At 72.9% G+C, this 23,789-nt stretch carries 17 protein-coding genes; 8 read left to right on the top strand and 9 right to left on the bottom strand.

Annotated features, from left to right (window positions below; all coding sequences use genetic code 11):
* Nucleotides 1–81: 81 nt before the first annotated feature.
* Entirely contained in the window at nucleotides 82–468 is a 387-nt protein-coding gene (locus AB0O01_RS22610; protein WP_365315850.1) for an MGMT family protein, read from the bottom strand.
* A 186-nt stretch (nucleotides 469–654) separates the two neighbouring features.
* On the opposite strand from AB0O01_RS22610, the gene AB0O01_RS22605 reads away from it, so the two are divergent.
* From AB0O01_RS22605 to AB0O01_RS22595, 3 genes are all read left to right on the top strand, one after another.
* On the top strand, nucleotides 655–3,432 hold the full coding sequence (locus AB0O01_RS22605) for a lysylphosphatidylglycerol synthase domain-containing protein (RefSeq protein ID WP_365315848.1): 2,778 nt from the start codon (nucleotides 655–657) through the stop codon (nucleotides 3,430–3,432).
* Between the two features lie 155 nt (nucleotides 3,433–3,587).
* Entirely contained in the window at nucleotides 3,588–5,135 is a 1,548-nt protein-coding gene (locus tag AB0O01_RS22600; protein ID WP_365315846.1) for an alpha/beta hydrolase, read from the top strand.
* A gap of 208 nt (nucleotides 5,136–5,343) precedes the next feature.
* Nucleotides 5,344–6,885 carry an alpha/beta hydrolase gene (locus AB0O01_RS22595; protein WP_365315845.1) on the top strand — a complete coding sequence of 514 codons (1,542 nt, stop codon included), beginning with the start codon at nucleotides 5,344–5,346 and terminating at the stop codon, nucleotides 6,883–6,885.
* A gap of 59 nt (nucleotides 6,886–6,944) precedes the next feature.
* Here the strand turns inward: AB0O01_RS22595 and moeZ are convergent, their stop codons facing one another.
* The 7 genes from moeZ to AB0O01_RS22560 form a co-directional block, all read right to left on the bottom strand.
* The gene (gene moeZ / locus AB0O01_RS22590) at nucleotides 6,945–8,123 is read right to left on the bottom strand and encodes an adenylyltransferase/sulfurtransferase MoeZ (RefSeq protein ID WP_365315844.1); all 1,179 of its coding nucleotides are present in this window, start codon (nucleotides 8,121–8,123) and stop codon (nucleotides 6,945–6,947) included.
* Nucleotides 8,124–8,186: 63 nt separating this feature from the next.
* Entirely contained in the window at nucleotides 8,187–8,927 is a 741-nt protein-coding gene (locus AB0O01_RS22585; RefSeq protein WP_365315980.1) for a spherulation-specific family 4 protein, read from the bottom strand.
* 74 nt (nucleotides 8,928–9,001) lie between these two features.
* A complete protein-coding gene (locus tag AB0O01_RS22580; RefSeq protein WP_365315842.1) occupies nucleotides 9,002–9,961 on the bottom strand; it encodes an NAD-dependent epimerase/dehydratase family protein in 960 nt (319 codons plus the stop codon).
* A gap of 408 nt (nucleotides 9,962–10,369) precedes the next feature.
* Entirely contained in the window at nucleotides 10,370–11,830 is a 1,461-nt protein-coding gene (locus AB0O01_RS22575) for a hypothetical protein (RefSeq protein WP_365315841.1), read from the bottom strand.
* A gap of 188 nt (nucleotides 11,831–12,018) precedes the next feature.
* Entirely contained in the window at nucleotides 12,019–13,989 is a 1,971-nt protein-coding gene (locus AB0O01_RS22570) for a DUF3492 domain-containing protein (RefSeq protein WP_365315839.1), read from the bottom strand.
* A 410-nt stretch (nucleotides 13,990–14,399) separates the two neighbouring features.
* Nucleotides 14,400–16,025 (bottom strand): DUF3152 domain-containing protein, encoded by a 1,626-nt coding sequence (locus AB0O01_RS22565; RefSeq protein ID WP_365315838.1) that lies wholly within the window; start codon nucleotides 16,023–16,025, stop codon nucleotides 14,400–14,402.
* Nucleotides 16,026–16,068: 43 nt separating this feature from the next.
* Complete coding sequence (locus tag AB0O01_RS22560; protein ID WP_365315836.1) at nucleotides 16,069–17,082, bottom strand: alpha/beta hydrolase; 1,014 nt, start codon at nucleotides 17,080–17,082, stop codon at nucleotides 16,069–16,071.
* Between the two features lie 285 nt (nucleotides 17,083–17,367).
* Here AB0O01_RS22560 and AB0O01_RS22555 point away from each other — a divergent pair, with 285 nt between their 5' ends.
* From AB0O01_RS22555 to AB0O01_RS22540, 4 genes are all read left to right on the top strand, one after another.
* Complete coding sequence (locus tag AB0O01_RS22555; protein ID WP_365315835.1) at nucleotides 17,368–17,601, top strand: hypothetical protein; 234 nt, start codon at nucleotides 17,368–17,370, stop codon at nucleotides 17,599–17,601.
* 296 nt (nucleotides 17,602–17,897) lie between these two features.
* Complete coding sequence (locus tag AB0O01_RS22550) at nucleotides 17,898–18,545, top strand: TetR/AcrR family transcriptional regulator (protein ID WP_365315833.1); 648 nt, start codon at nucleotides 17,898–17,900, stop codon at nucleotides 18,543–18,545.
* 171 nt (nucleotides 18,546–18,716) lie between these two features.
* Nucleotides 18,717–18,944 carry a DUF3107 domain-containing protein gene (locus AB0O01_RS22545; RefSeq protein WP_362755961.1) on the top strand — a complete coding sequence of 76 codons (228 nt, stop codon included), beginning with the start codon at nucleotides 18,717–18,719 and terminating at the stop codon, nucleotides 18,942–18,944.
* Between the two features lie 300 nt (nucleotides 18,945–19,244).
* Complete coding sequence (locus AB0O01_RS22540; protein ID WP_365315831.1) at nucleotides 19,245–19,514, top strand: hypothetical protein; 270 nt, start codon at nucleotides 19,245–19,247, stop codon at nucleotides 19,512–19,514.
* A 100-nt stretch (nucleotides 19,515–19,614) separates the two neighbouring features.
* Here the strand turns inward: AB0O01_RS22540 and AB0O01_RS22535 are convergent, their stop codons facing one another.
* Nucleotides 19,615–20,394, bottom strand: a complete 780-nt coding sequence (locus AB0O01_RS22535) for a ferritin-like fold-containing protein (RefSeq protein ID WP_365315829.1) — start codon at nucleotides 20,392–20,394, stop codon at nucleotides 19,615–19,617.
* Between the two features lie 705 nt (nucleotides 20,395–21,099).
* On the opposite strand from AB0O01_RS22535, the gene AB0O01_RS22530 reads away from it, so the two are divergent.
* On the top strand, nucleotides 21,100–23,706 hold the full coding sequence (locus AB0O01_RS22530) for a DEAD/DEAH box helicase (RefSeq protein ID WP_365315978.1): 2,607 nt from the start codon (nucleotides 21,100–21,102) through the stop codon (nucleotides 23,704–23,706).
* Nucleotides 23,707–23,789: the final 83 nt, after the last annotated feature.

Raw genomic sequence — 23,789 nt, 5'->3', positions numbered from 1 at the left:
CGTACGCCATGCCACGCAAGTGCCCAATTTCGCTCGTACGGATCATGCGCCCCCCACAGCCGCTTCCGATGGCGGAAGCTGTCAGGTGTGAGCCTCCGTGTGTTCGCCGCCGTCCCAGCGCGCCCGTCTCATGTCGATCCGGGGCAGATGCCCTTCCGCGGCCAGGCTCGCGCCCCTCAGCGGGGTGCCCTCGGACCGGTACCGGTCGAGGGCGCGCAGCTCGTGTCCGGGCAGCAGCACGCCGTCCGAGCGGACGACCCGCCACCACGGCACCGCGCCGCCGTAGAGGGCCATCACCCGGCCGACCTGACGCGGCCCGCCCTCCTGGAGCCACTCCGCGACATCGCCGTACGTCATGACCCGGCCCGGCGGGATCAGTTCGGTGACCTCAAGGACCCGCTCGGCGTATTCCGGCAGCGCGTCCGCGTACTCCGCGCGGGCGTCCGGCGGCAGGCTCTCCTCGCTCATTCGTCCCATCCTGCCCCACCCCACCGACAATGTGACGGGCCCGCGACGGTGCGTGGCCCCCACCCGCGCGCGGGGCACCCGGCAGACCGCGCGGCCCCGCATTTGCACCCTGATGCCCCCGTGTGTCGGTGCGGCATGCCACCATCGTGCGGGCGGTGACCGGTGATACGAGACCAAGAAGAGGCGATGAGGCAGCAGGGTGCGCACCCCGAGGACCCCGAGGGCCCGGAGGGCTCCTCGGGCGCGGAGGCCCGCCCGGACACCGCCGGTGCGGACGCGAAGACCGACGGCCCGCCCGAGGAGGGTGACGACCGCCACGCGGCGGCGGGCGGTCCCGGCGCATCCGACGGACACGGCCCCGGCGACCCGCACACCGGTGAGGTCGAGGGCGACGAACCACTGCTCCCCGCGCGCGTGCACCGCCCCTCCGACCTCATGCGCCTGCTGGTGGGCGTGCTCGGCATCGTCGTCCTGCTGGCCATCGCCGCGTTCGCGCACGGCACCACCTCGGGTCTCGAACAGGACATCAACAAAGGCACCGGACAGGCGCCCGACCTGCTGATCAAGATCGGGGGGCTGGCGTCCAGCATCGCGATCCTGCTGGTCCCGGTCGCCTTCGCGATCGAGCGGCTGATCAAGCGCGACGGCCTGCGCATCGCCGACGGCGTCCTGGCCGCCGTCCTGGCCCACGGGGTGACCCTGGCCACCGACCTCTGGGTCGCGCAGGCCGCCCCCGGCTCCATCCAGGAGGCGCTCACCCAGCCCTCCCCCGGCAATGGCACCGCGCTCACCGACCCGGTGCACGGCTATCTCGCCCCCGTGATCGCGTACATGACCGCCGTCGGCATGTCCCGCAGACCGCGCTGGCGGGCGGTGCTGTGGATCGTCCTGATGCTCGATGCGTTCTCCATGCTGGTCACCGGCTACACGACCCCGTTCTCGATCATCCTGACCGTGCTGATCGGCTGGAGCGTGGCCTACGGGACGCTGTACGCGGTCGGCTCGCCCAATGTGCGGCCCACCGGGCGCACGCTCATGGCGGGCCTCAGGACGGTCGGTTTCCGGCCTGTGAGCGCCGCGCGCGAGGAGCCCCCGGAGAACACCGACAACGGCGACCGCGGCCGGCGCTACTTCGTCACCCTGGAGGACGGCCCGCCCCTGGACGTCACCGTGGTGGACCGCGAACAGCAGGCACAGGGCTTCTTCTACCGGGTGTGGCGCAATCTCACCCTGCGCGGCTTCGCCACCCGCCGCAGCCTCCAGTCGCTGCGCCAGGCCCTGGAGCAGGAGGCGCTGCTCGCGTACGCCGCCATCGCCGCCGGGGCCAACGCCCCGAAGCTGATCGCGACCTCCGAGCTGGGCCCGGACGCGGTGATGCTGGTCTACGAGCACACGGGGGGCCGTTCCTTCGACTCGCTGGCCGACGACGAGATCACCGACGAGCTGCTGCGCAACGCCTGGCACCAGGTGCGGGCCCTCCAGTCGCGGCGGATCGCGCACCGCAGGCTGGCCGGTGACGCGATTCTGGTGGATCGTTCCGGCAAGGTGATCCTGACCGATCTGCGCGGCGGGGAGATCGCGGCCGGGGATCTGCTGCTGCGGATGGACATCGCGCAGTTGGTGACCACGCTCGCGCTGCGGGTGGGTGCCGGGCGGGCCGTGGCCTCGGCGCTCAGTGTGCTCGGTCCGGACGCGGTGGCCGACTGTCTGCCCATGCTCCAGCCGATCGGCCTGAGCCGCTCCACGCGCGCGACCCTGCGCCGGCTGGCCCGGGAGCGGGCCGAGCGGGAGCGCGAGGCGGTCCTGGAGTCGTCCCGGCAGGCGAAGCTGGCCCGCGCGGAGGCCGCCGGGGTGGACTCCGAGCAGGCCCTGGAGAAGGCCGACAAGAAGGCCGCCCGCGCGCAGTCCCGGGCCGAGAAACGGGCCATGGACGAGGCGATGGACGAGGCCCGCGAGGAGGATCCGCTCACCCAGATCCGGCACGAGGTGCTGAAGATCCGCCCCCAGGCCCCGGTCGAACCGGCCCGCCTGGAACGGGTCCGGCCGCGCACCCTGATCAGCATCATCGCGGGTGCCATCGGCGCGTACTTCCTGCTGTCGCAGCTCACCCACATCGAGTTCGGGACGCTGTTCGCGACCGCCGAGTGGGGCTGGGTCGCCGCGGCGGTGCTGTTCTCGGCGCTGAGCTATGTGGCGGCGGCCATGAGCCTGCTGGGGTTCGTGCCGGAGCGGGTGCCCTTCGTGCGGACGGTGGCGGCGCAGGTCGCCGGGTCGTTCGTGAAGATCGTGGCGCCCGCCGCGGTGGGCGGGGTCGCGCTGAACACCCGGTTCCTCCAGCGCCAGGGGGTGCGGCCGGGCCTCGCGGTGGCGAGCGTCGGCGCGTCGCAGTTGTTCGGCCTGGGCTGCCACATCCTGATGCTGCTGGCGTTCGGCTACCTCACCGGCATCGAGAAGACGCCGTCGCTGTCGCCGTCCAGGACGGTCATCGCGGGGCTGCTGACGGTGGCGGTCCTGGTGCTGGTCGTGACATCGGTGCCGTTCCTGCGGAAGTTCGTCGTCACCCGCGTGCGGTCGCTCTTCGCCGGGGTCGTCCCGCGCATGCTGGACGTGCTCCAGCGGCCCCAGAAGCTGGTCACCGGCATCGGCGGGATGCTGCTGCTGACGGCCTGCTTCGTGATGTGCCTGGACGCCTCGATCCGCGCGTTCGGCGACGAGTCCACCTCGATCAGCCTCGCCAGTGTCGCCGTCGTCTTCCTGGCGGGCAACGCGCTGGGCTCGGCGGCGCCCACCCCGGGCGGTGTCGGCGCCGTGGAGGCCACCCTGACGGTCGGCCTGATCGCCGTCGGCCTGCCGAGCGAGGTGGCCGCCCCGGCGGTCCTGATGTTCCGGCTGCTGACCCTGTGGCTGCCGGTCCTGCCGGGCTGGCTCGCCTTCAACCACCTGTCCCGCAAGGGCGCCCTCTAGAGGTCCGTTTCCACCACCTGTCCCGCAAGGGCGCCCTCTGGAGGCCCGTCCCCGGACACCCGTCACAGGGACCGGTCACCGTACGGCGTCCGGGCCCGTACCTCGTACGGCTCGCGCCCCGCGCGGGGTGCCCGGAGCGACCGCAGGATGGGGTCATGCCGAACCGACCCCGCGCGCGTGCCGCCGCTCTCACCGCCACCGCCGTCCTGCTCGCCGCCCTGACCGGTGCGTGCGGGGACGACGCCGCGCAGGGCGAGGATCCGACGGCGCAGAAGCTCGACTGGCAGGACTGCCCGGCGCCGTCCCCGGCGGAGGGCGGCGGGGAGGCGCCGTCGCCCCTGCCGGACGGCACCAAGTGGCAGTGCGCCACCCTGAAGGCGCCGCTCGACTGGGACACCCCCCGGGGCGACACCATCGGGATCGCGCTGATCCGGGCGAAGACCAGCGGACCGGCGGACCGGCGGATCGGTTCGCTGATCTTCAACTTCGGCGGACCGGGCGGTTCCGGCGTCACCACCCTGCCCGCCTTCGGCACCGACTACGACACTCTGCGCACCCGCTACGACCTGGTGAGCTTCGACCCGCGCGGGGTGGGCCGCAGCGCCGGGGTGCGCTGCGAGAACGACCAGCAACTGGACGCCTACTTCCAGCAGGACGCGACCCCTGACGACGCCGCCGAGCGCGCCGCGTACGCGGGCAACGTCAAGAACTTCAACGCGGCCTGCGAGCGGAACTCCGGGCGCGTCCTGCCCCATGTGCGCACCACGGACGCGGCCCGGGACATGGATCTGATGCGCCAGGTCCTCGGCGACGCCAAGCTGTCCTACTTCGGCATCTCCTACGGCACCGAACTCGGCGGGGTCTACGCCCATCTGTTCCCGAAGAACGTGGGCCGGGCGGTGTTCGACGCGGTCGTCGACCCCACCCAGAACGCGGAGCAGGGCTCACTGGGCCAGGCGAAGGGCTTCCAGCTCGCACTGGACAACTTCGCCGCGAACTGCGTCTCGCAGACCGAGGACTGCCCGATCGGCGACAGCGCCCAGGACGTCAAGAACCGGATCACCAAGCTCCTGAACGACCTCGACCGCAAGCCGATCCCCGGCATCTTCCCGCGCGAGCTGACCCAGACCGCGGCCACCAGCGGCATCGCCCAGTCGCTGTACTCGCAGGATTTCTGGCCGTACCTCACCGAAGGTCTCGAACAGGCATATGACGGGGACGGGCAGATCCTGATGGTGCTGTCGGACTCGATGAACGGACGCAGCCCGAACGGCGAGTACAGCAATCTCACCGCGGCCAATGTGTCCATCAACTGCGCCGACGACAAACCCCGCTACGACACGGCGTACGTCCAGCGGAAGCTGCCGGAGTTCCGGGCCGCCTCGCCGGTGTTCGGGGACTATCTGGCCTGGGGCATGATCAGTTGCACCGACTGGGCGGTGCCGGGCGCCGCCGACCACCCCGACGTCAGCGCGCCGGGATCGGCCCCGATCGTGGTCGTGGGCAACACCGGTGACCCCGCGACCCCGTACGAGGGCGCCCGCAAGATGGTCACCGCGCTCGGCGACGGCGTCGGCGTGGAAGTGACGTACAAGGGCCAGGGCCACGGGGCCTACGACAGCGGCAACCCGTGTGTGCGCACCGCGGTCGACGGCTATCTGCTGAACGGCCGGGTCCCGGCGGCCGGCACGGTCTGCGGCTGACCCGCCCCCGCCACTTTCCCGGCCGGAGCAGCCGGAGAAGCCGAGGCAGCGGGAGAAGCCGAAGCAGCCGGAGAAGCCAAGGAAGCCGGAGAAATCGCAGGTCAGAAGGTTATCCACAGGCTCCGACGGATTTCTCCGCCGCCGCCTACGATGGCCTGACAACCGTTCGCCGAACAAGCGCGGACGGACTGCGAGGGGGCAAGGCACGATGACGCGTTTCGTACGGTGGTCCGCGCTCGGCGCGGCTGCCGCACTGCTGGTGGCGGGGTGCACGTCGGGTTCGTCGGACGGGAAGAGCGCAGAGAGCGGGGAGAGCGGGAGTCCGTCGAGCGCGGCACCGTCCGGGTCGGACCTGCCCGCCTCGCTGACCTCGCAGCGACTGGACTGGGCGGAGTGCAGGGGCACGACGGACTCCCCCGCCCCGGGTGACAACTGGCGGTGCGCCACCCTGAAGGTGCCGCTGGACTGGTCCGAGCCGGAGGGCGAGACCATCGGGCTGGCCCTGATCCGCTCCGAGTCCACCGGCGGCGACCGGATCGGCTCCCTGCTCTTCAACTTCGGCGGACCGGGCGGCTCGGGGGTGTCCACGATGCCGTCGTACGGTTCGGTGGTCTCCGCGCTGCACGAGCGGTACGACCTGGTGAGCTGGGATCCGCGCGGGGTCGGCCGGAGCGAGGGCGTGCGCTGCCGGGACGACGCGGAGATCGAGGCGGCGGAGCAGGTGGACGCCACGCCGGACACGACGGCCGAGGAGCAGGCGTTCCTCAAGGACGCCGCCGATTTCGGCGCCGGCTGCGAGGAGTCGGCGGGCCCGCTGCTGGCGCATGTCTCCACGACGGACACGGCCCGGGACATGGACCTGATGCGCCAGGTCCTCGGCGACACCAAGACGCACTACTTCGGCATCTCCTACGGCACCGAACTCGGCGGGGTGTACGCCCATCTGTTCCCGGAGAACGTGGGCCGGCTGATCCTGGACGCGGTGGTCGACCCGGCGGCGGACACCGTCGAGCACGCCAAGAACCAGGCCCGGGGCTTCCAGCGCGCCCTGGAGAACTATCTGGAGTCCACCGGCGAGGACCCGGCCGAGGGCACCCGGCGGATCACGGACCTGCTGGCCGGGCTGGACACCCGGCCGCTGCCCACCTCCGGCGACCGGGAGCTGACCCAGACGCTCGCGGTGATCGGTATCGTGCTGCCGCTCTACAGCGAGTCCGGCTGGCCGAGTCTGACCAGCGCGCTGGCCGCCGCCGAGGAGGGTGACGGCTCGGAGCTGCTGGCCCTGGCGGACGGCTACAACGAGCGGGACCCGGCGGGCGGTTACGGCACGACGACCCACTCCCAGCGCGTCATATCGTGCCTGGACGACAAGCAGCGGCCCACCCTGGCGGAGACGAAGCGGCTGCTGCCGGAGTTCGAGGAGATCTCCCCCGTCTTCGGCCCGTTCCTGGGCTGGGACACGGCCGGCTGGTGCCACGACTGGCCGGTGCCGGGCGAGGTCGACACCCCGGAGGTGAGCGCGCCGGGCGCGGCCCCGATCCTGGTGGTGGGGAACACGGGCGACCCGGCCACCCCGGTGGAGGGCGCCCAGCGGATGGCCGACGAACTGGGCGAGGGCGTGGGTGTGGTCCTCACCTGGGAGGGCGAGGGCCATGGCGCCTACGGCAATGGCAGCGACTGCGTGGACTCCGCGGTGAACGGCTATCTGCTGGAGGGCGAGGTGCCCAAGGACGGCACGGTCTGCCGCTGACGCCAGCGGGGGCCGTCCGTACCCGTGGTACCGACGGCCCCCGCTGCGGGAAGCGCGTGCTAGTAGACCGGCTTGTCGGGCTCGATCTGGTGGACCCAGCCGATGACCCCGCCGCCCACATGGACGGCGTCGGAGAAGCCCGCCGACTTCAGAACCGCGAGGACTTCCGCACTGCGGACACCCGTCTTGCAGTGCAGGACGATCTTCTTGTCCTGCGGAAGGGTCTCCAGGGCGGTGCCGAGCAGGAACTCGTTCTTCGGGATCAGCTTGGCGCCCGGGATGGAGACGATCTCGTACTCGTTGATCTCGCGGACGTCGATGATCTCGATGTTCTCGCCGTCGTCGATCCACTCCTTGAGCTGCTTGGGAGTGATCGTGGAGTCCGCGGCGGCGGCCTGCGCCTCCTCGGAGACGACCCCGCAGAACGCCTCGTAGTCGATGAGTTCGGTGACGGTCGGGTTCTCACCGCAGACCGCGCAGTTCGGGTCCTTGCGGACCTTGACCTGGCGGTACTGCATCTCCAGGGCGTCGTAGATCATCAGCCGGCCGACCAGCGGCTCGCCGGTGCCGGTGAGGACCTTGATGGCCTCGGTGACCTGGATGGAGCCGATGGACGCGCACAGCACACCGAGCACACCGCCCTCGGCGCAGGAGGGGACCATGCCGGGGGGCGGGGGCTCCGGGTACAGGCAGCGGTAGCAGGGGCCGTGCTCGGACCAGAAGACGCTGGCCTGGCCGTCGAAGCGGTAGATCGAACCCCATACGTACGGCTTGTTGAGCAGCACGCACGCGTCGTTGACCAGGTAGCGGGTGGCGAAGTTGTCGGTGCCGTCGACGATCAGGTCGTACTGGCTGAAGATGTCCATCACGTTGTCGGCTTCGAGCCGCTCCTCGTGAAGGATCACGTCCACGTACGGGTTGATGCCCTTGACGGTGTCGCGGGCGGACTCGGCCTTGGAGCGGCCGATGTCGGCCTGGCTGTGGATGATCTGACGCTGGAGGTTCGACTCGTCGACCTCGTCGAACTCCACGATGCCGAGCGTGCCGACGCCCGCCGCGGCCAGGTACATCAGCGCCGGCGAACCGAGGCCGCCGGCGCCCACACAGAGCACCTTGGCGTTCTTCAGCCGCTTCTGCCCGTCCATCCCGACGTCGGGGATGATCAGGTGGCGAGAGTACCTGCGGACCTCGTCTACGGTGAGCTCGCCGGCTGGCTCGACCAGGGGTGGCAACGACACGGGGACTCCGTTGGTCGGTCTGTCACTACGGTTGTTCTCCCCGTAACAGTGCCATGGCGATTTTCATTCCGAGACACCTGGTCCAAGGCGCGAGACGATCTCGTCCCAGTAGCCGGGCATGGCCGCCCAGGGGTCACGCAGGTCGCCCCCGTCACCGCCGTCACCGCCGTCACCGCGGACCGTGCGGTCGGTGAACCAGATCGTGGCGGCGCCCTGCCAGCGGGCGATCCGCAGCGCCTCGTCCAGATGCCCGCGCGGCACCCCGTGCACGAGGTGGCAGAACTTCTCCGGCGGGTGGCCCGCGGTCCACTCGGCCACCTGCGACCAGCGGTAGTCGCTCCAGGGGCCGGAGAAGGTGACGAGCTGGTCGGCGTACTCGGCGTAGCCGGGGTGCGGGTGGGTGCCGTGGCCGAGGACGACATGGGGTTCGCTGTGGCCGATCATGCGGAGGGTGGTGACCGTGCGGCGGATCTCGGGCAGTTCCTCGCGGCCGGCCGGGCAGCGGTCGAGGAGGAAGCCGTCGGCGAGGTACCAGTCGAGGTAGCGGTGGGCGGCGGAGATCACCTCGCCGAGGCCGCGGGCACCGTAGGCGGTGTCGATCCGGCCGAGGACCCGCACTCCGGCGTTGCGGAGGCGGCCCGCGGCCTCCAGACAGTGCGGGTCGGGGCGGTCGCCGGGGCCGTCGGCGACATCGAGGACGACCCAGTGCAGCGGGGTGCCGGGGTCGGTGAGCGCGGCCCATTCGGCGCGGGCGACGAGGGGGTGGGCGTAGCCGGGGACACCGAGGCCGGTGCTGGTGGACAGGGGTGCCGGGGTGGTGGCGGGGGCGAGCCGGGTGGTGGTGCCCCAGGGGCTCTCGACAGCCGGATCGACCGGGTTCAGATACGGCACGCGGCCTCCATCCAGATGTCGGCGAGGGACTCCTCCAGATTGATCCGGGGCCGCCAGCCGAGCCGGTCGCGGGCGGTGCGCACATCGGCCTGCTGCCAGCTTCCGCAGCCGTCCGGGTACGGGTACGCGACGGGCGCCACATGGTCGGAGTCGCCGCGCGGGTGCCCGATGGCGGCGCGGAGCGGGCCGGGTGGGCCGTCGAGTTCGTGCAGGGCGCCGCCGTAGCCGGCGACCCGGGCGAGGGTGGCGGCGGCGTCGCGCAGCCGCACGGCACGGCCGGAACCGATGTTGATCACGCCCTGGGCGGCGGACAGGGAGGCGGCGTGCACCGCGCGGGCCACGTCCCGGACGTCGATGAAGTCGCGCTGGGCGCCGAGACCGCCGAGCTTGAGTTCGCCGTCGCCGGACTGCATCGCCCGGCGCATGGCCTCGGCGAGCCGCCCGAGCGGGGAGCCCGCCGGGGTGCCGGGCCCGGCCGGGGAGAAGACCCGGAGCACCACGGCGTCCAGACCGGAGCCGAGGACGAGTTCGGTCGCGGCGAGCTTGCTGACCCCGTAGGGGCCGCCGGGGCGGGGGACGGCGTCCTCCGCGGTGGAGGAGCCGGGCTGGCTCGGCCCGTACTCGGCCGCGCAGCCGATCTGCACCAGCCGGGCGCCGCAGCCGCTGCGGCGCAGGGCCTCGCAGACGGTGGCGACGGCGACGGTGTTGTGCCGGGTGAGGTCGCGGGCGCCGCCGCGGGTGGTGCCGGCGCAGTTGATGACGACGCCCGGGTGGACCGCGTCGAGGAACCGGGTGAGCGCGCCGGGGCTGCCGGACGCGAGGTCGAACCGTACGTCGGCGTCGTCGCCGCGGCCGAGCGCGGTGAGCTGGACGGCCGGGTCGGCGAGCAGCCGGTCGGCGACGAAGCGGCCGATGTATCCGTTGGCTCCGATCAGCAGGACCCTCATCGGGCGGCTCCCGGGGTGTGGCGTCCGGCGCTGCCGGAGGCACCGGTGGCGCCGGTCGCTCCCGGGGCTGCGGTCGCGCCGGGTCGGGAGGTGGTCATCAGGTGTTCTCCTTCGAAGGGGTGGTGCGGGAGGGGGGTGGGGGTGGGGTGGATGGGGGTGGGGGTGCCTCCGGTCGGGATGGGGAGGGGGGTGAGGGAAGGGGTGCGCTGGGCGGAGGGGGGTGCGGTGGCTCGTCGGCCGGGCGTCCTGTGGCGTCGGCGCTCTCGCGGCCACCCGGGCCGGGAGACCGGCCATGGGCACAGGTACGGGTACGGGTATGCGCCGGAGGTGAGGGTGCGGGTGTGGATGCGGGTGCGACCGGGCGCCGTGCTCGCTCCTCGGCGACCGGGCGCCGTCCCAGCCCCGCGCTCACCACGTCGACCCCGTTCTCGCGTGGGCCGAGGCCCGGGTGAGGGTGCGGGCCGCGTGGACGAGCAGGGTCAGGGCCGCCGCCGTGCAGATCAGGGCCGGGACGCTGCCCGGTCCCCAGCGGGCGACCAGGGTCTCGACCGGGAGGGCGAGGAGGTCGCAACCGGGCAGGCGGGCGGCGAACACCGAGGTCAGTGCCAGCGCCTCCGCGCTCGCGGCGACCGTGAGGACGAGCGGCGGGGCCTGGGTGAAGCCGTGGATGTGGAGGAGCCGGGCGAGCAGCAGCAGGGCGCCCAGGCCGAGGGTCTGGTGGAGGGCGGCGGGTTCGCCCAGCGCCGCGGCACTGCCGGCGGCCAGCGCCGCGAGGGCACCGAGGGCGAGGGCGAACGTACCGAGCAGCAGCGGCCGTACGGTGCCGGCGAACTCCTCCAGTCCGCGGCTGGTGGTGAGGCGGCGATGGGCGGCGGCCGTGAAGAGGTGGGTCGCCCAGGCGGCCGGGGCGCAGGCGAGGGCGAGCGCGGTCAGGGGCGCGAGGGCCAGGGGCCAGGGGTCGGCGACGGCACCGCCGGGCAGGGCGTCGGGGCCTCCGGTGACGGCGGCCTGGAGCAGTCCGTCGCCGAGGACGGCGTAGGCCAGGAGCCAGAGGGTCCAGGTGGCGGTGGACCGGGTCGGACCCGTCGCCGGGCGCCGGCCTGCGAGCGGGCCCCGGGTGAGGGCCGCGCGCAGACCGATGCCGACGGCGACGACCCCGGCCGCGGCCACCAGCAGCCGGGTCCGGCCACCGGTGAACCGCAGTCCGGCGAGGGTCGCGACGCACAGCGCGCCCGGCAGCAGCGTGCGGAGCACCCAACCGGCCCGCACCCTGGGCACGTCCAGCGCCTCCACGGGCGGCCGGGCCTCTCCGTCGCGCGGGACCCGTGCGTACATCTCCTCGGCGAGCGAGAAGACGTCCCTGTGCAGGAACCGGGCGGCGGTCCGGTCGGTGACGCCGTGCGCCTCCAGCCCGGCGGCGATCTCCAACGGGTCGACGGCCTGCTCACACAGGGCGCGGTGCCGGTGCATCAGCGCCTTGACGGGATCGGCCGCGCCCCGGCGGGGTACGGAGGGGGCGGGGCGTGGGGTCGGGGTCGGGGGTGGGGATGAGGGTAGGGGTGGGGATGGGGCGGCGGTCGGCTGTGCGGGCTGTGGGCCGCGCGGCGCGGGGGACGGCGAAGGGGGCGGCGCCCCAACGGCCGGATCCGGCCTACCGGCGGGCAGCTCAACGCCAAGGGCACCCGCCGCAACCTCACCGGCCTCACCCTCAGAACCGCTCCGACCGCCCCGCGTCCCATCCCCCACATCCACCGCCGCCCACGCCCGCGCGGACCCGGCGAAGCCCCTCACCCACTGCTCGGACCGCGCGTCCCAGGCACCTGGGCTGCCCGGCGTCCCCGGCCGGTCCGGCCCACCCATGTCATCCACCCCGCTCAGGGCATCCGCCCTGTCCAAGTCATCCGCCCCATTCAGGGCGCCCGCCCAGCTCGGAACATCCACCCCATTCAGGGCACCCGCCCGGCTCAAGGCATCCGCCCCATTCAGCGCATCCGCCCTGTTCAAGGCACTCGCCCGACTCAGGGCACCCACCCCTTCCGCCTCACCAAGCTCACTCATCACGCCCCCTCCCCCAGTGCCGTCATCGCCGACCCCCGGACCGGTGGTCCCGCCGCCCAGGCCGGGACGGGGCGGGGCGCGGGGCGGCGGGACGAGTCGGTCCAGTGGCCGGGGACATGCGCCTCGGCCGGGTAGGCGAACGGCAGGGGCTCACCCGCCGCGTCGAGGAGGACGCGACGGACCGGGCACCGGGAGACGACCTCCAGGTAAATGCCGTGAAATGCCGCGATGTTCTGCTCAACGCTGAAGAGTTCGAGCGCCCGAGCGCGCGCCGCCTCCCCGAGGCGCGTACGGCGCGCGGGGTCGCGCAGCAGCGCCACGCACGCCTCCGCGAGCGCCCGCGGATTGCGGGGCGGCACCACCAGCCCCGTACCGCCGATGACCTCCACCACCGCCCCGACGTCCGTCGACACGGTGGCCCGGCCGCCGAGCATCGCCTCGACCAGACCGACCGGAAAGCCCTCGACAACGCTGGACAGCACGACGACCGCGCCGGAGGCGTAGGCCGCGGCGGGCGTCGGAAGCTCCGGGCCGCCGATCTCCTCGAAGGACACCGGATTCTCCCCCACGGCGTGCGGTCCGGTCGCCTCGTCGGGGAACAACTGCGCGGCCAACGCCCGGCAGTGCGCCGCATAGGCACCGGCACCGCTCTCCGGTTCGGCGCCCGCCCCGCCCCCGGTGCTCACCACCCGCAGCCGCGCCCCCGGCTCCACCCGGCGGACCTCGGCGAACGCGTGCAGCAACGACACCAGATCCTTGGCCGGTTCGATCCGCCCGACCCACACCAGCGCACCCGGATCCCCCACCCCGGCCCCGGCCCCGGCCCCACCCCCATCCGCACCCGCACCCGCACCCGGTTGCCCATCCCCACCGAACCCCGCCACATCCATCCCGGGATACACCGTCCGCACCTTCCCCCGCTCCGCCCCGCACCGCTCCTGCCAGCGCCGCGCATGCGCGTTGCCATGGGTGACGACGGCGGCCCGGCGGTACACCTCCGCCGCGAGCCGTCCGTGGAAACCGGCCAGCAGCGCCCGAACCGCGGGGGCCGCCGCGTCGGCGCCGGACGCCAGATAGTGGGTGCGCAACTGCACCCCGTACTCCGTCACCACCAGCGGTACGCCGGTGAAGTGGCCGGCGAGCAGGCCAGGGAGGGCGCCGATTCCGCCGGAGGCGGCATGGCACAGGTCGACGGCGCCGAGCGAGTCGTCCCCGTACCAGTCGAGGGAAAGGGGGCGCAGAGCGCGTTCGAGGTGTGCGGCGACGGTCAGCAGATCCGGTACGCGCGCCTCGCGCGCCGGGCCCTGGGCGCCGGGCGCACGACAGGCGCGCTCCAGGGCGCGTACCGCGGTCTCCGAGCGCAGCGCGCCCACCAGCCCGCCGCCTTCGTCCCGGGCAAGGTCCGCGAGCCCGTACAGGGCGTAGGCGAAACGGTCCGCCAAAAGCGCGGACACCACAGACTCCGCCCCTTCCACCCCCGCACCAAGCGCAGCACCCCCACCATCCACGCCAGCCCCACCACTCACACCACTCACACCGCCCCCACCACGCACACCACCCCCCGCACGCCCCCCAGAACCAGAACCCCCCTCCACGCCCCCGGCGCACACCACCCCCGCCAACTCCCCGTACACCTCCGCAAAGCGCCGGCGCGCACGCCTCCCGAACCCCCGCCCGAACCGCTCCCCCCGCCGCCCCGCACCATCGCCCCCGGAACCCCCGGAACCCCCGGAACCCCCAGCACCCCCAGCACCCCCGACGCTCCCGGCACCCCACAGCGAAGCGGTCCGCACCCGAACGACCTGCGGCGGCAGCGGCACCCAACCGCCGGCCTCCTGGACCTCGGTGCGGCTGAGCGCGTAGACATGGAACTCGTGCTGCCCGAGCCCGCGCACGAGCCGATCGCACCACAGCCCGGCGTCACCGCCCACATACGGATAGCCACCCTCCGTAAGCATTCCGATGCGCACGAGTGCACCCCCGATCTCCCGCATGGGGAGCCACCGTTGGCCCGGCGGCTCGCAGCGGGACGAACGTACGCGGACAAGGCGGTGGCGCGACGGACGGTTGTCCATCGCGCCACCAAAAGGGGTGAACGGTCGTAACTTTCCCGTGCGAGACGCGTTCGATCGCGCTAGGCGATCACCCGACTACGTACCGCACACCGCACACACATCCGCACCACCACACGCGGACCGCGCCCGCGCAGGCGTCACCTCATCGAACCGGGTCTCCTCAACCGCCACCCGACCGACCTGCACCCGACCGACCGCCAACCGACCGACCCCCATCCGGGCCACCACCGCCCCGCCCGCCAACACCCCGCCCACCGCCACCCGACCGACCGGCATTCGACTGACCGACCGACATCCGGCCCGTCTCACCGACCGGCATCGCCCGGATAGGGCCAGGGATTGGGCAGGCAGCGCACCCCGTCGAACTCCAGGAACTTGGTCTGCTGCTGCATCACCGGCGCGAGATCGCCGTCCTTGTCGCAGGTCACATGGGTGTAGCCGAGCCGGTGGCCGACCTCGTGATTGATCAGCATCTGCCGGTAGGAGAAGATCTCGTCGTCGCCGTAGGTCTCCGACCCCTGCGCCCAGCGGTACGCGTTGATCATCACGCGCTCGGTGGAGGCGGAGTCGCAGGACACGTTGTCGATCGTCGTGTCCAGCCCGGACATGGCACACCATTCGGCCGTGGTGCCGGGACTGGCGAGCGTGATCACGAAGTCCGGCGAGCCGCTGTGGATCCGCTCGAACGTACGACCGCCGTCGTGCCCCCAGCTCCGTTCGTCGTTCAGCGTGGTGTGCACGGCCTCGGCGAACAGCGCCCCGTCGAGCCCGAGCCCCTCCTCGACATCGACCCGGTAGGTGTACACCTCCCCCGAACCCGGCGCCTTGTCGACCCCCTCGATCGCCTCGAAGGTCCCCGGCCCGGCCAACGACTCACCGAGCGGATAGAGCTGCGACATCTTCTGGTCGTACGTCAGCGGCGGCGGAGCGCTCGGCGACTCGGACGCCGTCGGCCGCCCGTCCCCGCGCGAGGCCGGATCCCGGGCGTCCCGCGCCTGCTCGGCAGCGGCCCGCGACTGGACGGAGTCGTCCTCGCCACCGTCGCGCACCTGCCCGGCGACCACCACGGCCAGCACGGTCGTCACCGCGAGGGCCGCGATCCCGGTGAAGGTACGCCCCTTGCCGCCCTTGCCCCGCTCGGGCGCGACGGACGGCACCAGGTCCTCGTCCGGTTCCCGGGGCTCGGTGAGCACCCCGACCCGCCCCGCACGCTCCCGCTCCCGCTCCTGTCCCCGGTCCCGCTGTCGATCCCGGTCCCGGTCCTGGTCCCGCTCCGGCCCCCGCTCCCAGCGGGTGACGGAGCCGTACGGGTCGTCGGGGCGCCCCTGCTGCCGGGAGCCGAAGGCGCTGTCGTCGCCGGCCGCCGCGTCGAAGGCGTCGACGTACTCCTGGCGGGGTCCGCCGGGAGGCGTCGGCCGCTGTCGCGGTATCCCACCGCCACCGGAACCACCACCCGGACCACCACCGGAACCGCTACCCGCACCACCACCGGGAGCCCCGGCAAGCCCACCACCAGGACCGGCACCAGCCGCCCCCCGCCCCCGGAACTCGCCCCAGCCGCCACCGGTCTCATGCTGCTCGGGATGCCCGCCCCGCGTGCCGTCCGGCATCCGAGGAAATCCGTGCGCCGGAGTACCGTCCGGCAACCGGGGATAGCCGTGCGCCGGAGCACCGTCGGCCAACCGCGGAAACCCGTGCGCCGGAGTACCGTCGGCCAACCGCGGAAACCCGTGCGCCGGAGTACCGTCGGCAAGTCTCCGACCATCGGCCCCGGAACCGGTCCCGGGCCCGGAACCGGCCCCCGGCGCCCCCTCCGCGCTCGCCTCACCGTCCGACCCGCGCGCCGAATCGGCCCCCGCCCCCCGGCGACGGCCCGCGGTCTGCGCGGCATCCCCCTTGGGGGCGGGTCCACGACGACTGTGGCGTCCCACGTCCCGCCTCAGCTCCCTGTGTTCGTCTGCATGATCCGGCGTCCTACCTCTGCCTCTGCGCCGCTCCACCCGCCGTCGGGCCGGTCGTCGCATCCGTACCCGATTCGGCCGCGGCATCCCGGAGCAGTTCGCGGAACGCCGTGGCCACCGCCGACGGGTACTCCATCATCGCCACATGCCCGGCGTCCGGCAGCGACAACAGCCGGGAGTCGCGGAAACTGCGGGCCGCCTTCTGAGCCATCCGGAAACCGACGAGCCGGTCCCGGCCGCCGTAGATGAGCAGGGTCGGCGCGAGGACCCGTTCGGCCTGGCGCCACAGCCCATGCTGGCCACCGAGCGTGTACGCGTCGACGATACCCCGCGCGGAGCGGGCCATCGCGTCCCAGAAGTACGGCAGTTGCAGCCGTCGCTCCATCTCCTCCACGGCGTTGCCGAACCCCTCCGGGCTCACCCGTCCGGGGTCGCCGTAGCACAGCGACATCACCCCGCGGACCCGCTGTTCGGCGGACCAGTTGGTGGTGAGACGGGTGAACAGCCGGGCCGCGCCAGGCAGGGCGAACAGCGCGGTGGGCACGGCACTGCGCTGGACACGCAGCTCCGGCAGCGCGGGCGAGACCAGTGTCAGCGTCCGGATGAGGTCCGGCCGTACGGCGGCCACCCGGGTGGTGACCGCTCCGCCGAGCGAGTTGCCGAAGAGATGGACGGGGCCGCGCCCGGCGGCGTCGAGATGGCGGATGACCGCGCGGGCATGCCCGGTGACCGAGTAGTCGCCGTCGTCCGGGGGCGGGGAGTCGCCGAAGCCCGGCAGATCCAGCGCCTCGCCGTCGACCGTGTCGTCGAGCAGTTCCATCAGCGCCGACCAGTTCTGCGAGGAACCGCCGAGTCCATGGACGTAGAGCGCGGGCGCGAGCCCCTCGACGCGTCCCGGCCGGGAGCGGACCGTCAGCGAGATCCCGGGCAGCCGCACCGACCGGAGCCGCTCGCCGTCCGCGACCCTGACGGGAGCCGCCTTCGGAAGCACATCGGCCGCCACGGACGGCAACTCGGTCGAAGACATGCGGCAATGTTACGAGACGATCACGTACCGACAGGTGCGTTCTCCTGTGTTCGCCCTCACACGTCCGTTCGGGCACACTCCGCTCCACTCCACTCCACTCCGGTCCGCTCCGGTCCGGTCCGCTCCACTCCACTCCGGTCCGGTCCGCTCCGGTCCGGTGCGCTCCACTCCGTGCCCCGCATGGATCGCCATCGCCCCCCGTGTCTCCTACGCTCGAAGAGAGGGCACCCGCGTGTGGCCCCTGCGTGCCTCAGGGGACGGGCGCTCGTAGGAAGGGAGCCCGCCATGGCCGTCGACCCCATCGACCCCACCGACCCCGACACCTTCACGGACGAGGAGCCCCGCAGCGGCGAGGCGTACGACGTCGAGGCCCCGGCCGACGACACCGCCGAGCAGCACGCCGATCTCGCCCCGCGCCACGACGACCCACTGACCAGGGACACCACCGAGGAGGCCGACGAGGCAGACCTCGCCGAGCAGGCCCGGGTCGTCTCCCTGGACGAGGACGACTACCGATGACCACTGACCGCTGACCACTGGCCGCTAAGCACCGGCCACTGACCACAGACGCAGACGCAGACCCTGGCGGCAACGCGAGCACCGAGCCAGGCCCCCACAGAACCTGTCGACCCCCTGTCGACCCGGCTCCCAGGCGCCCGGTTTACCCCGGCCGGAGCGTGTTCGCGGCCATACGCACGGCTTTCCCGACCGCCCGGTCCGTGAAATTCTGCGCTGGCACCGCGCACACCACGGTTACCGAAAAGTACGATGGCCGCGCGGCGGCACACCGCATAGGGACGATTTCGGGAGGCGGCGTGACAGCCATCGAGCAGACAGAAGCGGCGCGCCCGCGAGGCACCCGCCTGCCCCGCCGCGCACGACGGAACCAGCTCCTGGGCGCCGCACAGGAAGTCTTCGTGGCCCAGGGTTACCACTCGGCCGCGATGGATGACATCGCCGAGCGGGCCGGGGTCAGCAAGCCGGTGCTCTACCAGCACTTCCCCGGCAAGCTCGACCTCTATCTCGCCCTGCTGGACCAGCACTGCGAATCCCTCATCCAGGCCGTCCGCAACGCGCTGGCGTCGACCAGCGACAACAAGCAGCGGGTCCGGGCGACCATGGACGCCTACTTCGCGTACGTCGAGGACGACGGCGGTGCCTTCCGTCTGGTCTTCGAGTCGGACCTGACCAATGAACCGGCCGTGCGCGAGCGCGTCGACAAGGTCACCAACGACTGCGCCGAGGCCATCTGCGAGGTCATCGCCGAGGACACCGGGCTGTCCCGGGCCGAATCGATGCTGCTGGCCTCGGGGCTCGGCGGGCTCGCCCAGGTGGTGGCCCGGTCCTGGCTGCACAGCGACCGCAGCGTCCCGCGCGACCAGGCGGTCCAGCTCCTCACCTCGCTGGCCTGGCGGGGCATCGCCGGCTTCCCTCTGCACGGCATCGAGCAGAACCACCACTGAGGCGGCACGGCCGAGGCAGCCCGACCGAGGCGGCACCCCCGCTTTTGTTCCCGCCCCCTGTTCGCTCCTGGCGTGGCAGGGCGGACCATGGCGATCCCCTCACCGGGCTAATGTGTGCTGGGTACGGCGCGGAAGGCCGCGCACTTCACTGACCGTCGGAGGGACATAGCCGTGGAGGTCAAGATCGGCGTGCAGCACTCGCCCCGCGAGATCGTTCTGGAGAGCGGTCAGACCGCCGAGGAGGTCGAGCGGGTGGTCGCCGAGGCGCTGGAGGGCAAGTCTCGCCTGCTGAGCCTGGTGGACGAGCACGGCCGCAAGCTCCTCATCCCGGCCGACCGCCTCTCGTACGTCGAGATCGGCGAGGCGGCCCCGCGCAAGGTGGGCTTCGGCGCGCTGTAGTCGAATCAAGCCGGATCAAGCTGAATCAAGCCGGATCACGTCGAATCGAGGGCCGGTGGGCCCGCGGCCGAATGCCGCCCGACCCACCGGCCTTCGCCGTCCCCCGAGCCCCGACCCCGCTCCCGCTCCCGCCTGACACCTCGTCAACCCGTCCACCCATCCACCCATCCACCGGCACCACCCTCCGCCTCCACGGCTCCACCACGGTTCATACACAGAGGGGGATTGCATTCCGCAGGTCAGGGGTAAGACCGGCTACGACCGTTTAGGGCAGGACGGCCGGGTGGGAGGAACCCCGACATGGTCTTGGAAGCGATCAGCTCCGCGGTGCTCGGTCTGGCCCTCGCCTGGGCGGCGGCCAGCCGACTCCCGCACCGGCTCCCCGCCCGCCCCCTGGTTCTGTCAACCGGCGTGGCAGGCTCCCTGTTCGGCGCCTTCGTCACGCACAGCGCGCTGGAGACGACCCATCTGGTGGTGCTCCTGACCGGCTCGGCGATCGTCGCGACGGCCTCCGTCTCCCTGCTGGTCCGCCCCACGGGCAGACTCCGCCGCCACTCGGCGACGGCGTAGCCGAGCCCGCAAGCCCACCGCCGAGCCCCGGGGGGGGCCGCACGCCCACCCCCGAGCCCCCGAGCCGCACACCACGCCCACCCCCAAGCCGACCGCAGGTCTACGCGGCAAGCCCCAGCGCCGCCATCCGCTTGGTGTGCGCCTCGGTGATCCGCGAGAACATCCGCCCCACCTCGGCCAGGTCGAACCCGTCGGCGACCCCGCCCACCAGCATCGTCGACAGGGCGTCCCGCTCGGCCACCACCCGCTGGGACTGCGACAGCGCCTCCCCCATCAGCCGCCGCGCCCACAGCGCCAGCCGCCCGCCGACCCGCGGGTCCGCGTCGATCGCGGCCCGCACCTTCTCCACCGCGAAGCCGCCGTGCCCGGTGTCGTCCAGCACGACCAGCACGAGCTGCCGGGTGTCGGAGTCCAGCCGTACGGCGACCTCGCGGTAGAAGTCGCTGGCGATCGAGTCACCGACGTACGCCTTGACCAGGCCCTCCAGCCAGTCCGAGGGGGCGGTCTGACGGTGGAAGCCGTCGAGGGCGGCGACGAAGGGCTGCATGGCCGCCGTGGGCTCCTGGCCGATCTCGGTCAGCCGGTCCCGCAGCCGCTCGAAGTGGTGGAACTCGGCCGACGCCATCTTCGCCAGCTCCGCCTTGTCCGCCAGGGTCGGCGCCAGCTTGGCGTCCTCGGCGAGCCGCTCGAACGCCGCCAGCTCCCCGTACGCGAGGGCGCCCAGCAGATCCACGACGGCGGCCCGGTACTGCGGATCGACGGCGGCCCGCGCCCAGTCCTGGGCGGCGACCCCGGTGTGCCCGGGGGTGTCGGAGGCGGCGCCTTCAGGCGTGTCGGACGAGGTGCCGGACGAGGATTCAGGCGTGTCAGCGGAGGTCATGCAGCGCACAATAGCCCGCTCGCCGCCCGGCGGAACCCCCTGGCCACACGCCCCGGGAACAGCCGTCCGGGCGCCCGGCCGACACCGTGGCGAGAACCTTGCGATCCGCCTGCCGCCCCCTCTTGCCGTCCCCTCTTGCCGTCCTCCTGCATTCCGCCTCCGTTCCGCCTGCGATCACCCCGTGAGCACCGCTGTGAACGCCCCTGTGAACGCTCCCGTGAATGTGACGACGGCAACGTGACCGAATCGGCCATCATCTGTGCGCCATTCCGGGGTATGGTGGTAATGCGCCTGCTGAGTACCCAGTCGTCATGTCGCCCGTCATTCGCCATATGACGACCGCGCTCGACAGGCCGCACGTATGAGGATGCCCGGTCGGTGGCCCGATCGGCTCCGACCCGACAGCCCTCCCTGACCGTACGGCCCGGCATTCGCCGAGAACGTACGACGATCGGAGGGACCCCTCAGCGGTACGAGCGCTAGAGCGTCGGCAGAGGTCCCGTGCCAACCGGCTCGCCATCCGGCTCGCTGTACGGCGGCCGACGTCCCCCCGGCACGGTCAGCACGACCCCCGCGCTCGCCTCGCACCGCGCACACAGAAGAGGCAAAACCCTGACTACGTCGTTCCGAGAGCTCGGGATCCTGCCCGAGACCGCCGAGGCCCTGGAGGCCGTCGGCATCGTCACCCCGTTCCCCATCCAGGAGATGACCCTCCCCGTCGCCCTCACCGGCACGGATGTCATCGGACAGGCCAAGACCGGCACCGGCAAGACGCTGGGCTTCGGGCTGCCGCTCCTGGAGCGCGTCACCGTCCCCGCCGATGTGGAGGCCGGACGCGCCGCCCCCGACTCCGTCACCGACGCCCCGCAGGCGCTGATCGTCGTCCCGACGCGCGAGCTGTGCCAGCAGGTCACCAATGATCTGCTGACCGCGGGCAAGGTGCGCAATGTGCGCGTCACCGCGATCTACGGCGGCCGGGCCTACGAGCCCCAGGTCGAGGCCCTGCGCAAGGGCGTCGACGTCGTCGTCGGCACGCCCGGCCGGCTGCTCGACCTCGCGGGCCAGAAGAAGCTCAACCTCAAGCACGTCCGCTGCCTGGTCCTGGACGAGGCCGACGAGATGCTCGACCTGGGCTTCCTGCCCGATGTCGAGAAGATCATCAACATGCTTCCGGCCAAGCGCCAGACCATGCTGTTCTCGGCCACCATGCCGGGCGCGGTCATCGGCCTGGCCCGCCGCTACATGTCCCAGCCCACGCACATCCGCGCCACCGCGCCGGACGACCAGGGCGCGACGGTCGCGAACATCTCGCAGCACGTCTACCGCGCGCACAACATGGACAAGCCCGAGATGGTCGCGCGGATACTCCAGGCCGAGGGCCGGGGCCTGGCCATGGTCTTCTGCCGCACCAAGCGCACCGCGGCCGATCTCGCCGACCAGCTCGGACAGCGCGGTTTCGCCTCCGGCGCGGTCCACGGCGACCTCGGCCAGGGCGCCCGCGAGCAGGCGCTGCGCGCCTTCCGCAACGGCAAGGTCGATGTCCTGGTCTGCACCGATGTCGCCGCCCGCGGTATCGACGTCGAAGGTGTGACGCACGTCATCAACTACCAGTCGCCGGAGGACGAGAAGACCTACCTCCACCGCATCGGCCGCACCGGCCGCGCGGGCGCCTCGGGTACGGCGATCACGCTGGTCGACTGGGACGACATCCCGCGCTGGCAGCTCATCAACAAGGCGCTGGAGCTGAACTTCAGCGACCCGCCGGAGACGTACTCCACCTCCCCGCACCTCTTCGCCGAGCTGCACATCCCCGCGGGCACCAAGGGTGTCCTGCCGCGTTCGGAGCGCACCCGCGCCGGTCTCGCGGCGGAGGAGCTGGAGGACCTGGGCGAGCCGGGTGGCCGCGGCCAGCGCGGTCGCGGCGGTCGCGGGGACTCCCGCAACGACCGCTCGTCCCGCTCCGACCGCCCGGGACGCCCCGACCGCTCCGACCGTTCGGATCGCTCGGATCGCTCGGAGCACTCCGACCGCGAGCGCCCGGCCCGCACCCCCCGCCGTCGCCGCCGCACCCGTGGCGGTACGGCGCTGGAGTCCGGCCCCGCGCAGGAGGCGGCCGGTACGCCGGTGACCCCGGCCGACCCGGCCGTGACGCCGGTCGCCGAGGAGGAGTCCGCCGCGCGCACCCCGCGCCGCCGTCGCCGTACCCGGGGCGCCGCCCAGGCCACCGCGGTGAGCGAGCCGGTGTCGGTGACGCCCACCGACAGCCCGGCCCCGGTCGTCGAGGCCGAGCAGCCGGTGACGCCCGTCGCCGAGCCGGAGCAGTCCCGGGCCGACCTGGAGCCCGCCCCGGCGAAGCCCCGCCGCCGCACCCGCACCCGCAAGGTGGCGGAGCCGGCGGAGCCGATCGAGGCCCCCGCGGTGACCGTGACCGAGACGGTGACGACGGCACCGGCCACCACGCCGGAGGCCATCGCCCCGGACGCCATCACCCTGGACGCCGTCGAGCCGAAGCCGCGCCGCCGCACCCGTAAGACCGCCGAGGCGGTCGAGCCCGCCGCCGCGACCGCCGCCGAGGTGGCCGTCGACACGGCGGAAGGCGCGGAGGCCACCAAGCCCAAGCGGGCCCCTCGCAAGACCGCCACCAAGAAGGCCACCAGCACCGAGCCGGAGGCCACCACCGAGGCCAAGCCCAAGCGGACCACCCGCAAAAAGGCCACCACCACCGCACCCGCAGCCGACACGGCACTCGACACCGCCGAAGGCACAACCGAAGGCACGGAAGCCGCCAAGCCCAAGCGGGCCCCCCGCAAGAAGGCCGCCGCCGCACCCGTGGCCGAGGCGACCCCGGTGACCCCCGAGGCCCCCGAGGCCCCCGAGGCCCCCGAAGCCAAGCCCAAGCGGACGCGGAAGAAGGCCACCGCCGCCACGACCACCACCGAGACCGCCGCCGAGGTGGCCGTCGACACGGCGGAAGGCGCGGAGGCCACCAAGCCCAAGCGGGCCCCTCGCAAGACCACCGCCAAGAAGGCCACCAGCACCGAGCCGGAGGCCACCACCGAGGCCAAGCCCAAGCGGACCACCCGCAAAAAGGCCACCACCACCGCACCCGCAGCCGACACGGCACTCGACACCGCCGAAGGCACAACCGAAGGCACGGAAGCCGCCAAGCCCAAGCGGGCCCCCCGCAAGAAGGCCGCCGCGGCGATCCCGGCCCAGGCCACCGCCGGTGAGGCGGAGGCCGGTGCCGAGCCGAAGCCCAGGGTCCGCCGGACCCGCAAGGCGACGGTCGCGGCCGAGCCCACCGACGGCTGACCGACCCGCGCGACCACGGCGGCCCGGTTCCTCCCCCGAGGAGCCGGGCCGCCGCCGTACCCCGGCAAACACCCTCCCCCTCG

Source organism: Streptomyces sp. NPDC093252 (genome assembly GCF_040683675.1).
In the GTDB taxonomy this organism is placed as follows: Bacteria; Actinomycetota; Actinomycetes; order Streptomycetales; family Streptomycetaceae; genus Streptomyces.
Note: the sequence above shows the minus strand (reverse complement) of the source record. Positions and strands in the feature narration are given on the sequence as shown.